Genomic DNA, 12,457 nt, shown 5'->3' with positions numbered 1-12,457 from the left:
CTGACTGCCAATAAAGCCCACGGCGTGCCGTGGGCTTTGTTTTACGAACGTATCTGGGCCGCGCTGGCGTGATCCGCCAGTCTCCCCACCTGAAAATCTCAAAACCGTCATCAGCGGTTCGCTGGCAAACCCCGAATTCGAAGTGGATGCAGATCCACGGGGCTCGGGCGGGAAAATGACTCCACCAGTGAAATGCGTATCAGGTTTTTAGGAGCGCTGTAATGCCTGACATCTATCACTTCTTCCAACAGCTGGTTAATGGCCTGACCATTGGCAGCACGTATGCCCTGATCGCCATCGGCTATACGATGGTCTACGGCATCATTGGAATGATCAACTTCGCCCATGGCGAGGTGTACATGATTGGCTCCTACGTGGCGTTCATCGCCATCGCCGGGCTGGCCATGCTGGGACTCGACAGCGTGCCGCTGTTGATGACCGCCGCTTTTCTCGCAACCATCGTTGTAACCAGTGCCTACGGCTACAGCATCGAACGGATCGCCTACCGCCCCTTGCGCGGCAGCAACCGTCTGATCCCGCTGATCTCCGCCATCGGCATGTCGATCTTCCTGCAGAACACCGTTCTGCTGGCGCAAGACTCCAAGGACAAATCCATCCCCAACCTGATTCCGGGCAACTTTGCCTTTGGGCCAGGTGGCGCACATGAAGTGCTGATTTCCTACATGCAAATCGTGGTGTTCGTGGTGACTCTCGTCGCCATGCTCGGCCTGACCCTGTTCATCTCCCGCTCTCGCCTGGGCCGCGCCTGCCGTGCCTGTGCCGAAGACATCAAGATGGCCAACCTGCTGGGTATCAACACCAACAACATCATCGCCCTGACCTTCGTCATCGGTGCGGCTCTGGCAGCCATCGCCGCCGTGCTGCTGAGCATGCAATACGGCGTGATCAACCCGAACGCCGGTTTCCTCGTCGGCCTCAAGGCCTTCACCGCCGCGGTACTGGGCGGTATCGGCAGTATTCCGGGCGCCATGCTCGGCGGGCTGGTACTGGGTGTGGCGGAAGCCTTTGGTGCCGATATCTTCGGCGACCAGTACAAGGACGTCGTGGCGTTCGGCCTGCTGGTTCTGGTGCTGTTGTTCCGGCCAACCGGCCTGCTGGGCCGTCCGGAGGTTGAGAAGGTATGACTAGGAATCTTAAACAGGCGCTGTTCAGCGCTTTGCTGGTGTGGGCCGTGGCCTACCCGGTACTCGGTCTGAAGCTGACCATCGTCGGCATCAACCTCGAAGTTCATGGCACCAGCGACGCCACCCTGATCACCATCGCGGTGTGCTCGGTGCTGATGTTCCTGCGTGTGCTGTTCGACCAGCAGATCAGCTCGGCCTGGCGCTCTTCACCGAGCATGCCGCTGATCCCGGCCAAGGCCAGCAACTTCCTGACCCTGCCGACCACCCAGCGCTGGATCATCATCGCGCTGATCGCCGGTGCCCTGGTCTGGCCGTTCTTCGGCTCTCGCGGTGCGGTCGATATCGCTACGCTGGTGCTGATCTACGTGATGCTCGGCCTCGGCCTGAACATCGTGGTCGGCCTGGCCGGTCTGCTCGACCTCGGTTACGTCGGTTTCTATGCCGTCGGCGCCTACAGCTACGCGCTGCTGTCGCACTACTACGGCCTGAGCTTCTGGATCTGCCTGCCGATCGCCGGCCTGATGGCGGCCACCTTCGGCTTCCTGCTCGGTTTCCCGGTGCTGCGTTTGCGTGGTGACTACCTGGCGATCGTGACCTTGGGCTTCGGTGAAATCATTCGTCTGTTCCTGCGTAACCTGACCGGCCTCACTGGCGGTCCGAACGGTATCAGCAACATCGAGAAGCCAACGTTCTTCGGCCTGACCTTCGAACGAAAAGCCGCGGAAGGCCTGCAAACCTTCCATGAGTATTTCGGCCTGGAATACAACTCGATCAACAAGGTGATTTTCCTCTACCTGGTTGCGCTGTTGCTTGCCCTTGGTGCGCTGTTCGTCATCAACCGTTTGCTGCGCATGCCCCTGGGCCGCGCCTGGGAAGCGTTGCGTGAAGACGAAATCGCCTGCCGTGCCCTGGGCCTGAACCCGACCGTCATCAAACTGTCGGCCTTCACCCTGGGTGCGAGCTTCGCCGGTTTCGCCGGTAGCTTCTTCGCTGCCCGTCAGGGTCTGGTGACGCCGGAGTCCTTCACCTTCATCGAGTCGGCGATCATCCTCGCCATCGTGGTGCTGGGTGGCATGGGCTCGCAGCTGGGCGTGATCCTCGCTGCCGTGGTGATGATCCTGCTACCGGAAATGATGCGTGAGTTCAGTGAGTACCGCATGTTGATGTTCGGTGCCTTGATGGTACTGATGATGATCTGGCGCCCTCAGGGTCTGCTGCCCATGCAACGTCCTCACATGGAGCTGCGCAAATGAGCCGCGAGATCCTTAAAGTAGAAAACCTGAGCATGCGCTTCGGCGGCTTGCTGGCGGTCAACGGCGTAGCCTTGAGCGTGAAAGAGAAACAAGTGGTTGCGCTGATCGGCCCCAACGGCGCCGGCAAGACCACCGTGTTCAACTGCCTGACCGGCTTCTACAAGCCGAGCGGCGGCAGCATCCTGCTCGACGGCGAAGCGATCGAAGGCCTGCCGGGCCACAAGATTGCCCTCAAAGGCGTGGTGCGCACCTTCCAGAACGTGCGGTTGTTCAAGGACATGACGGCGGTCGAGAACCTCTTGATCGCCCAGCATCGTCACCTGAACACCAACTTCCTGTCCGGCCTGTTCAAGACCCCTTCGTTCCGCAAAAGCGAGCGCGAGGCCATGGATTTCGCCGAATTCTGGCTGGAAAAGGTCAATCTCAAGGAGTTCGCCAACCGTCCGGCCGGCACCCTGGCCTACGGTCAGCAACGTCGTCTGGAAATCGCCCGTTGCATGATGACCCGCCCGCGGATCCTCATGCTCGACGAACCGGCTGCCGGCCTGAACCCGAAGGAAACCGAGGACCTCAAGGCGCTGATCAGCATGCTGCGTGAAGAGCACAACGTCACCGTGCTGCTGATCGAACACGACATGAAGCTGGTCATGAGCATTTCCGACCACATTGTCGTGATCAACCAGGGCACGCCCCTGGCCAACGGTACGCCGGAACAGATCCGCGACAATCCTGAAGTGATCAAAGCCTACCTGGGGGAAGCGTAAATGCTGCAGTTCGAAAACGTTTCCACCTTCTATGGCAAGATCCAGGCCCTGCACAGCGTCAACGTCGAAGTCCGCCAGGGCGAGATCGTGACCCTGATCGGTGCCAACGGTGCCGGCAAGTCCACGTTGCTGATGACGCTTTGCGGTTCGCCGCGCGCCCACAGCGGCAGCATCCGCTACATGGGTGAGGAACTGATCGGCCAGGACTCTTCGCAGATCATGCGCAAGAGCATCGCCGTGGTGCCGGAAGGTCGTCGGGTGTTTTCCCGACTGACCGTTGAAGAAAACCTGTCCATGGGTGGTTTCTTCACCGCCAAGGGCGACTATCAGGAACAGATGGACAAGGTTCTCGGACTTTTCCCACGCCTGAAAGAACGCTTCAACCAGCGCGGCGGCACCATGTCCGGCGGCGAACAGCAAATGCTCGCCATCGGCCGTGCGCTGATGAGCAAGCCCAAGCTGTTGCTGCTCGACGAGCCATCGCTGGGCCTGGCACCGATCATCATCCAGCAGATCTTCGACATCATCGAACAGCTGCGCAAGGACGGTGTGACAGTGTTCCTGGTCGAGCAGAACGCCAACCAGGCGCTGAAGATCGCTGACCGAGCCTACGTTCTGGAGAACGGCCGGGTGGTGATGACAGGCACCGGTGAAGCGCTGCTGACCGACCCGAAAGTGCGTGATGCGTACTTGGGCGGCTAAGCCTTAGCGGTAAACAAAAAAACGGCCTTTGCGGGCCGTTTTTTTATGTCTGCCAACCTCCCTGACTACGCAAACCCTCTTCTGTAGGAGCGAGCTTGCTCGCGAAGAACTGGAGGGCGCCACGTTCATTCAGACAGCCCTCGTCATCGTTAACGTCCATCGCGAGCCGGCTCGCTCCCACAGGACATTTACAGCCTGTCCAACGCCTCCCCACTGCGCTTGAACCACCCGATCAGATAATCCGCCAGTACCTGCGTGCGCTTGGGCAAACCGCCCTGATACGGATGCACCAGGTACATCGGCATGCTGCGGGTCTGATAATCGCGCAGCAGCCATCGCAAGCGCCCGTCCGCAAGCTCTGTTGGCAAACAGTAGGATGGCAGGCGCGCAATACCGGCGCCGACCAGTGCGGCTTTCTTCAACAGGTTGTAGTGGTTGCTGGCGAACGGCCCCGACACTCGCACCCGCAACAACTCGTGCTGCTGGTGATACAGCCACTCTTCGCGGCCGCTGTAATGACTGTTGAGCAGGCAGCGATGCTCGGCCAGCGCCTGGGGGGTTTGCGGTTCACCGTATTGCTCCAGATAAGCCGGGCTGGCACAGGTCAGTTCTTGCCACGCCAGCAGTGGACGCGCCACCAGTCGCTGGTCAATGGCCACGTCGGAACGAATCGCCAGATCGAAGCCGTCGCGAGACAGGTCGCGGTAGCTGTTGTTGAGCTCCAGCTCGATCTGCACCTGGGGATACCTGGCCGAGAACTCCAGCAACAGGCCATCGAAGAAGGTTTCCCCGAGCGACACCGGCACCGTCATCCGCACCGGGCCGGCCATGTCGTCCTTCAGGCGCGCCAGGGCCTGGCGGGCCCGCTCGACTTGCACCACCAGCGCCTGGGCCTGGGGCAACAACGCAGCACCGGCGGCGGTCAGGCTCAAGCGGCGGGTGGTACGTTGCAACAATACCACGGAAAACTGCGCTTCCAACTGGCTGATGCGCTTGGACAGCTGACCTTTGCTGCAACCAAGCTGCTGCGCCGCCAGGGTAAAACTCCCCGCTTCGATCAACACCGCGAACGCCGCCAGGTCATCCATCTCGCTCATGGATTGTTTCCATTTGAAAACCAAAGGTTGCCTATTAGTGCGCTTATCCGGAGAAAAAACCACCCTAAACTGAAACCTCGTTCAACCCATACGAGGATCAGCCCCCATGAAAATTCTTTTGATCGGCGCAGGCGGCACCATCGGTTCGGCAGTCGACAAGGAACTGTCGCAACGCCACGAAATCATCCGCATCGGTCGCACCAGCGGCGACTTTCAGGTGGACATCAGTGACAGCACCTCGATTCGCAAGCTGTTCGAGCAGACCGGCAAATTCGATGCACTGGTGTGCGCGGCCGGTAACGTGACCTTCGCACCGCTCAACGAGATGACCGAAGAGAGCTTTGCCCTGGGCCTGAAAGACAAGCTGATGGGCCAAGTCAATTTGCTGCTGATCGGCCGCGACTTCGCCAATGACGGCGCTTCGTTCACCTTCACCACTGGCGTGCTCAGCCACGACCCGATTCGCAGTGGCGCCTCGGCGGCGCTGGTCAACGGTGCACTGGACAGCTTCGTCCGCGCCGCCGCCATCGAGCTACCGCGCGGCCTGCGGGTGAACTCGATCAGCCCGAACGTCCTGGTCGAAGCCATGGGCAAATACGCGCCGTACTTCCGTGGCTTCAAGCCGGTTTCTGCGGCGGATGTGGCCTTGGCCTACGCCAAGAGTGTGGAAGGCCTGCAAACGGGTCAGACCTTTCACATCTGAAGATGAAAAATCGCAACCTGCGTCCGCGCCAATACAAAGTGGAGACGATAACCGGTTGTGATGAACGGTCAGCCTGAGTAACGTGGCGACACTTGTCAGGAGACCCCAAGATGCGTGTTGCCCGTTCCTTAGTCCTCGTTGCCCTGCTTCCGCTGTTCGCCGCTTGCCAGTTGTTCGAGGGTGAGCGGCAGAACGCCTCCCATGTCGGCCAGACACGCATGCAAGGCCAGTTGACCGCGGTGGACGGCAAACTGCTGTTCCAGCCGTGCAACCAGACAAACCGCTACGTGGTCAACGACACGGGCGGTACCAGCGTCCTGCAGCAGGCCGCAAACCTGGCGGACAAACAGGGCAAGCTGTTTGCCGACGTGCGCGGGCGGGTTGTGGCCGGCGGCGGTGGTGACGGCCAGCTCGATCTGGAGCAGTTGTACCGCGTCGAGCGCTCGGGCACCGCGTGCGACGATCCGAATTTCAAGCTGCTGATCCTGCGCGCCGCCGGCCACACCCCGGAGTGGAGCGTGAAAGTCAGCGGCAAAGGCATGGTCCTCGACCGGGCCGGCCAGCCGCCGTTGGCCGTGCCTTACGTCGAGGAGCAACTGGGCGATGGCCGTTTCAACCTCAGCACCGAAGCCAACAACCAGCACATCGAACTGTGGGTTGCACCGCAACGTTGCGTCGACAGCAGCACCGGCAGCATCCAGCACATGAGCGCCGAGCTGCGCATCGACGGTCAGGTACAGCGCGGCTGCGGGTATTTCGGCGGATCGCGCGACGACTGATCGTTTAAGCCTCACGGGCCTGCGCCTTTGAGGCTTATAATCGCGGGCTTCAAACGCCCTGGCGCAGTTGTGCGCCCCGCGAACCGGATCCCGCCATGTTACGAATCACCGAACTCAAGTTGCCGATCGACCATCCCGAAGAAGACCTGCGCCCTGCCATCGTGCAGCGCTTAGGGCTTGCCAGCGATGACCTGCTCGATTTCACCTTGTTCAAGCGCAGCTACGATGCGCGCAAAAAGTCCTCCGAACTGTGCTTCATCTACACCATCGACCTTGAAGTTCGCGATGAGGCGGCGGTACTGCACAAGTTTGCCGATGACCGTAACGTCAACGTGGCGCCGGATGTCAGCTACAAGGAAGTCGGCCAGGCGCCGGCCGATCTGAGCGTGCGGCCGATCGTCGTCGGCTTCGGCCCGTGCGGGATTTTTGCCGGGCTGCTGCTGGCGCAAATGGGCTTCAAGCCGATCATCCTCGAGCGCGGCACCGAAGTACGCCAGCGCACCAAGGACACCTGGGGCCTGTGGCGCAAAAGCGTGCTCAACCCGGAATCCAACGTGCAATTCGGTGAAGGCGGCGCGGGGACGTTCTCCGACGGCAAGCTCTACAGCCAGATCAAGGACCCGAAATTCCTCGGCCGTAAAGTCCTGCACGAATTCGTCAAGGCCGGTGCTCCGGAAGAAATCCTCTACGTCAGCAAACCGCACATCGGTACGTTCCGTCTGACCGGCGTGGTGGAAAACATGCGTGAGCAGATTCGCGCCCTGGGCGGTGAAGTGCGCTTCCAGCAGCGCGTCACCGACGTGTTGATCGAAGGCGGCCAACTGGTCGGCGTCGAACTCAATGGCGGCGAACAGATCCACTCCAAACACGTGATCCTGGCCCTCGGCCACAGCGCCCGCGACACTTTCCGCATGCTTCACGGCCGTGGCGTGTTCATGGAAGCCAAGCCGTTCTCGGTGGGTTTCCGCATCGAGCACCCGCAGTCGCTGATCGACCGTGCGCGCCTGGGCAAGTACGCCGGCCACCCGAAACTGGGCGCCGCCGACTACAAGCTGGTGCACCACGCCAAGAACGGCCGTTCGGTCTACAGCTTCTGCATGTGCCCGGGCGGCACCGTGGTGGCGGCGACTTCCGAGCCAAACCGCGTGGTCACCAATGGCATGAGCCAGTACTCGCGTAACGAGCGCAATGCCAACTCCGGCATCGTCGTCGGCATCACGCCGGAAGTCGATTATCCGGGCGGTCCGCTGGCCGGTATCGAGCTGCAGGAACGCCTGGAGTCCCACGCATTCGTGCTGGGCGGCAGCAACTACGAAGCCCCGGCGCAACTGGTCGGCGATTTTATCGCGGGCAAACCGTCTACCGAACTGGGCAGCGTCGAGCCGTCCTACAAGCCGGGCGTTGCCCTGGGTGATCTGGCGCTGGCACTACCGGCATTCGCCATCGAAGCAATTCGCGAAGCCTTGCCGGCATTCGAGAAGCAGATTCGTGGTTACTCGCTGCACGACGCAGTGCTGACCGGGATCGAGACCCGCACTTCGTCGCCGCTGCGCATTACCCGTAACGAGTCGTTGCAGAGCCTGAACGTGAAGGGCTTGTTCCCGGCCGGTGAAGGGGCCGGTTATGCGGGCGGGATTCTGTCGGCGGGTGTTGACGGGATTCGCATTGCCGAGGCTGTGGCTCGGGATATCCTTGGCCTGGAAGCCTGATACGCGATCCCGGAAGTAATGCAAAACCCTGTGGGAGCGAGCTTGCTCGCGATAGCGGTAAATCAGTCAACATAGGTGTTGAATGTTATGCCGCCATCGCGAGCAAGCTCGCTCCCACAGGGGTATTCAATGTCTGAAAGATCTCAGATATTGGCGCGCAAAACCGAGTCCGGCAACGGCTCACCCCGCTCCACCGTCGCTGCCACCGCAGCCATCAAACCACTCAGCTCATACCCCTGAGCCTTGAGCCAGCCCTGATCGTAATAGGTCGTGGCATAGCGCTCGCCGCTGTCACACAGAATCGCCACCATCGACCCCGTCTCCCCCGCCGTCTTCATGTGCTGGGCGGCCATCAGTGCGCCGATCAGGTTGGTCCCGCTCGACCCGCCCACATGCCGTCCCAGACGCTCCGCCAGGTAGTGCATGGCCGCCAGCGACAAGGCATCCGGCACCTTGACCATCGCGTCGATCACCTTGGGCAGAAACGACGCTTCCACGCGCGGCCGGCCGATGCCTTCGATACGCGAGCCGTGGTCCAGTCGCAGGCTGGCATCGCCGGTCTGGTAGTAATCGAAGAACACCGAACGCTCGGCATCGGCACACAGCACGCGGGTGCCATGCTGGCGATAACGCACGTATCGGCCCAGGGTGGCCGTGGTACCGCCGGTACCGGGGCTGGAAATCAGCCAGCTCGGTTCGGGATGCTGCTCGAAACGCATCTGCTGAAAGATCGACTCGGCAATGTTGTTGTTCGCCCGCCAGTCGGTGGCGCGCTCGGCGTAGGTGAACTGGTCGATGAAGTGCCCGTCGTGTTCACGGGCCAGGCGCTCGGACTCGGCGTAGATCTGGGTCGGATCGTCCACCAGGTGGCTTTGGCCACCGTAGAAGGCGATCTGCGCAATCTTCTCCTTGGACGTGGTCGCCGGCATCACCGCAATGAACGGCAAGCCCAGCATGCGCGCGAAGTACGCTTCGGAAATCGCCGTCGAACCGCTGGATGCCTCAATCACCGGCGCACCGGGCTTGAGCCAGCCGTTACACAGCGCATACAGGAACAGCGAACGGGCCAGGCGGTGCTTGAGGCTGCCCGTGGGGTGGCTGGACTCATCCTTGAAATACAACTCGATGCCTGGAAAACCCGGCAGCGGCAAGGGGATCAAGTGGGTGTCGGCGCTGCGCTGGAAATCGGCTTCGATGATCCGAATCGCTTCGCGGGACCACTGTCGGTTGTCGCTCATGATGGTTTTCTCGTTGTATCGGGCAGGAGTCGGCCTTTTGACAAGGCTCATCCAACAAGCTTAGGAAAAATCCTGCATCCAGCACAGGTACAGATGAAATCCAATACGCCCGGCAACTGCTAGGCTCAGGTCGGTGCCGAGGGATCACTCTGTAACGGCATATAACAAAAAAGAATATAACTTTTGTTTTAACAACTAACGGTACTTGTTAGGGTGTAACACCTTTTGAATTCATGGATGGAGAGCGACCTTGCCTCTGCGTAGCACTTTCACGCGTTTCTTTCAGTTGGAAGCTGCCAGCGGTCTGTTACTGATCGCCGCTGCCGTTCTGGCTCTGATCATCAACAACTCGCCGCTGTCGTGGCTGTACAACGGCCTGCTGGACACCCCCGTGGTGGCGCAGATCGGCGCACTGAAAATCGCCAAGCCCTTGCTGCTCTGGATCAACGACGGCCTGATGGCGCTGTTCTTCCTGCTGATCGGCCTGGAAGTGAAGCGCGAAGTCCTCGACGGCCAGTTGTCCAAACCGTCGCAGATCGTCCTGCCCGGTGCCGCCGCCATTGGTGGCATGGTGGTGCCGGCGCTGATCTACTGGTACCTCAATCGCGACACGCCAGCCGCCCTGAACGGCTGGGCAATCCCGACCGCCACCGACATCGCCTTCGCCCTTGGCGTACTGGCGCTGCTGGGCAAACGGGTTCCGGTTTCGCTGAAACTGTTCCTGATGACCCTGGCGATCATCGACGACCTTGGCGCGATCATCATCATTGCGATCTTCTATTCCGGCGCGCTGTCGACCCTGTCTCTGGCGCTGGCCGCGACCTGTATTGCGGCGCTGATCGGGATGAACCGGCTTGGCGTGGTCAAGCTCGGGCCGTACATGATCATTGGACTGATCCTCTGGGTCTGCGTGCTCAAGAGCGGTGTCCACGCCACCCTGGCCGGCGTGACCCTGGCATTCTGCATTCCGTTGCGCACGAAAAATGCCGAACCTTCGCCACTGCTTGCCCTGGAGCATGCCCTGCACCCGTGGGTCGCCTACGGCATCCTGCCACTGTTCGCCTTTGCCAACGCCGGCCTGTCCCTGAGCGGTGTCACCGTCGAGAGCTTCACTCACCACGTCCCCATGGGCATCGCCATCGGGCTGCTGCTGGGCAAGACCGTCGGTGTCTTCGGCCTGACCTGGCTGGCCGTGAAAACCGGTATCGCCGCCCTGCCCCAAGGTGCCAATTGGGGCCAGATACTGGGCGTGGCGATTCTCTGTGGCATCGGTTTCACGATGAGTCTGTTTGTCGGCTCGCTGGCCTTCGAGCCAGGCGTGAGTGATTTCGCCGGGATGGACCGCATGGGGATCTTGACCGGTTCGATTCTGGCTGCGCTGATCGGTTATGTGGTGACGGCGATGGCGAGCCGCAAGAACAGCGCGCTGGCCTCCTGATAAACCGCCATAACGGCCGGCATCAATCAGGACTCACCTGAGCTGAAAAACAAAAAACCCGATCAGTCACCTGATCGGGTTTTTTGTTTAGCCGGTGTTTGCGCTTAATGCGAAACGCGGCTGGTGCCATTCACACTTGCGATGCGCACACGTTCGCCAACACGGAACACTTCGTTCGGCTGAACTTCCTGAACGTAGGCGCGCATGCTGCCATCGTCTTCGCGCACGGTGATTTCCACACCCTGGGTGCGGGTCAGGCCTTCTTCAGCGGCTGAACCGAGCAGGCCACCGGCCACGGCACCGATAACCGCTGCAACGACGCTGCCTTTGCCGCCACCGATGGCACTGCCGCCAACGCCGCCGACCACTGCACCTGCAGCGCCGCCGATCGGGGTTTTGGTGCCTTCGATTTTCACCGGGCGCAATGCTTCGATGGTGCCCATGCGAACGGTCTGCACGCGACGCGCCTCGTCACGGGAGTAGGAGTCACCGGTCAGGCTCGATTGGCAACCAGTGAGCAACATCGCCATCGTGGAAAAGGAAGCAACCAGCAGAACAGACTTACGCATAGCATCAACTCCAAAAAAACAGTTGTTCATTAAACTCCGCTGCTTGACGCCTGTCACGGCATCGCCCGGGTAAAATTGGTTTGATTCAGGCTCCGTTAAGGCGCTTCAACGAACTCACACAGTAGCGGCAAATTCGCAAAGCTGCCCCACTGGCCAAGGATTTCCATGGATTACTTTATCATCGTCGTCACGACTGTTGCCGGTTTGTACTTCCATTGGTGGCTGTACGTGCGGATCAAACGCTGGATGGACCGCGACCTGGCGCTAGCGCTGGCGGGCAAGGACGAGCAGAAAAAAGCCTTCATGCTCGAACGATTGGCGAGTGCTCAGGCGCAGAAGATCAAGCGTCGAGACCTGCCGAAGTGGCTGGAGGCCGCTGCGGCAGGCTATCCCGATCGGTAGACTGCTCAGGGTGCCAGACGTTCAAGAATCCAGTCGGCGCCCTGCTGGCGGTAATTGAGGCGGTCGTGCAGGCGGCTTGGGCGCCCCTGCCAGAATTCGATGCGTTCCGGCAGCAGGCGATAACCACCCCAATGTTCCGGGCAATGGGGCTGGGTGTCGCTGAAACGTTGCTCGGTGTCCTTGAGCAGCGCTTCGAGCTCGCTACGATCGGCGATCACCTGGCTCTGCGGCGACGCCCAGGCTCCCAGGCGACTGCCCAGTGGACGGACCTGATAGTAGGCGTCGGACTCTTCAGGCGTCACCTTCACCACCCGCCCTTCGATGCGCACCTGGCGCTCCAGCGCCGGCCAGAAAAACGTCATGGCCGCGAACGGATTCGCGGCCAGATGCTGGCCCTTGGCGCTTTCGTAGTTGGTGAAAAAGGTGAAGCCCAGTTCGTCCAGGCCCTTGAGCAACAGAATGCGACAGTGCGGTCGACCGTCCTGGTCAACGGTGGCCAGGGTCATGGCGTTGGCTTCCACAGGGACCTGTTCGGTTTTCACCGCGTCGGCGAACCATTGGTGGAACAACGCAAACGGCTCGGCCGGGGCTTGTGCCTCGGTCAAGCCATCACGGGTGTAGTCACGACGCATATCAGCCAGGCCCTGGGTCATGGCGC

13 protein-coding genes are annotated in these 12,457 nt (G+C 60.8%); 9 read left to right on the top strand and 4 right to left on the bottom strand.

Annotated elements, in window-relative coordinates:
• Positions 1-221 precede the first annotated feature (221 nt).
• Genes livH through AC1Q6Y_RS12465 form a run of 4 tightly spaced genes read left to right on the top strand, consistent with a single transcriptional unit; the run spans position 222 to position 3,864 of the window.
• Positions 222-1,145: a high-affinity branched-chain amino acid ABC transporter permease LivH gene (gene livH, locus AC1Q6Y_RS12480; protein WP_007947264.1), complete on the top strand. Its 924-nt coding sequence runs from the start codon at positions 222-224 to the stop codon at positions 1,143-1,145.
• Positions 1,142-2,398 (top strand): high-affinity branched-chain amino acid ABC transporter permease LivM, encoded by a 1,257-nt coding sequence (locus AC1Q6Y_RS12475; protein WP_057716102.1) that lies wholly within the window; start codon positions 1,142-1,144, stop codon positions 2,396-2,398. Before livH ends, AC1Q6Y_RS12475 begins: the two co-directional genes overlap by 4 nt.
• On the top strand, positions 2,395-3,162 hold the full coding sequence (gene livG, locus AC1Q6Y_RS12470; protein ID WP_057716103.1) for a high-affinity branched-chain amino acid ABC transporter ATP-binding protein LivG: 768 nt from the start codon (positions 2,395-2,397) through the stop codon (positions 3,160-3,162). The genes AC1Q6Y_RS12475 and livG overlap by 4 nt, the downstream gene beginning before the upstream one ends.
• The gene (locus tag AC1Q6Y_RS12465; protein WP_492624631.1) at positions 3,163-3,864 is read left to right on the top strand and encodes an ABC transporter ATP-binding protein; all 702 of its coding nucleotides are present in this window, start codon (positions 3,163-3,165) and stop codon (positions 3,862-3,864) included. It begins immediately after the preceding gene.
• Between the two features lie 188 nt (positions 3,865-4,052).
• Here the strand turns inward: AC1Q6Y_RS12465 and AC1Q6Y_RS12460 are convergent, their stop codons facing one another.
• Positions 4,053-4,961 carry a LysR family transcriptional regulator gene (locus AC1Q6Y_RS12460; protein WP_090453542.1) on the bottom strand — a complete coding sequence of 303 codons (909 nt, stop codon included), beginning with the start codon at positions 4,959-4,961 and terminating at the stop codon, positions 4,053-4,055.
• Between the two features lie 106 nt (positions 4,962-5,067).
• Here AC1Q6Y_RS12460 and AC1Q6Y_RS12455 point away from each other — a divergent pair, with 106 nt between their 5' ends.
• The 3 genes from AC1Q6Y_RS12455 to AC1Q6Y_RS12445 all read left to right on the top strand — a co-directional run bounded on the left by AC1Q6Y_RS12455 (position 5,068) and on the right by AC1Q6Y_RS12445 (position 8,152).
• On the top strand, positions 5,068-5,664 hold the full coding sequence (locus AC1Q6Y_RS12455) for a short chain dehydrogenase (RefSeq protein WP_429520645.1): 597 nt from the start codon (positions 5,068-5,070) through the stop codon (positions 5,662-5,664).
• 110 nt (positions 5,665-5,774) lie between these two features.
• Positions 5,775-6,443 (top strand): COG3650 family protein, encoded by a 669-nt coding sequence (locus AC1Q6Y_RS12450; protein ID WP_407514124.1) that lies wholly within the window; start codon positions 5,775-5,777, stop codon positions 6,441-6,443.
• A gap of 95 nt (positions 6,444-6,538) precedes the next feature.
• On the top strand, positions 6,539-8,152 hold the full coding sequence (locus tag AC1Q6Y_RS12445) for an NAD(P)/FAD-dependent oxidoreductase (RefSeq protein ID WP_057716108.1): 1,614 nt from the start codon (positions 6,539-6,541) through the stop codon (positions 8,150-8,152).
• A gap of 143 nt (positions 8,153-8,295) precedes the next feature.
• On the opposite strand, the gene AC1Q6Y_RS12440 is transcribed toward AC1Q6Y_RS12445, so the two are convergent.
• Positions 8,296-9,393, bottom strand: a complete 1,098-nt coding sequence (locus tag AC1Q6Y_RS12440; protein ID WP_191622271.1) for a PLP-dependent cysteine synthase family protein — start codon at positions 9,391-9,393, stop codon at positions 8,296-8,298.
• A gap of 247 nt (positions 9,394-9,640) precedes the next feature.
• Here AC1Q6Y_RS12440 and nhaA point away from each other — a divergent pair, with 247 nt between their 5' ends.
• The gene (gene nhaA / locus AC1Q6Y_RS12435; RefSeq protein WP_057716110.1) at positions 9,641-10,828 is read left to right on the top strand and encodes a Na+/H+ antiporter NhaA; all 1,188 of its coding nucleotides are present in this window, start codon (positions 9,641-9,643) and stop codon (positions 10,826-10,828) included.
• Between the two features lie 104 nt (positions 10,829-10,932).
• On the opposite strand, the gene AC1Q6Y_RS12430 is transcribed toward nhaA, so the two are convergent.
• A complete protein-coding gene (locus tag AC1Q6Y_RS12430; RefSeq protein WP_057716111.1) occupies positions 10,933-11,397 on the bottom strand; it encodes an outer membrane lipoprotein in 465 nt (154 codons plus the stop codon).
• Between the two features lie 165 nt (positions 11,398-11,562).
• On the opposite strand from AC1Q6Y_RS12430, the gene AC1Q6Y_RS12425 reads away from it, so the two are divergent.
• Entirely contained in the window at positions 11,563-11,799 is a 237-nt protein-coding gene (locus tag AC1Q6Y_RS12425; protein WP_046041257.1) for a hypothetical protein, read from the top strand.
• A gap of 5 nt (positions 11,800-11,804) precedes the next feature.
• On the opposite strand, the gene pdxH is transcribed toward AC1Q6Y_RS12425, so the two are convergent.
• Positions 11,805-12,452, bottom strand: a complete 648-nt coding sequence (pdxH, locus tag AC1Q6Y_RS12420) for a pyridoxamine 5'-phosphate oxidase (protein ID WP_057716113.1) — start codon at positions 12,450-12,452, stop codon at positions 11,805-11,807.
• Positions 12,453-12,457 lie beyond the last annotated feature (5 nt).

The organism is Pseudomonas sp. GW823-FHT06E10 (assembly GCF_058794995.1).
This window is presented reverse-complemented; position numbering and strand designations above follow the sequence as displayed.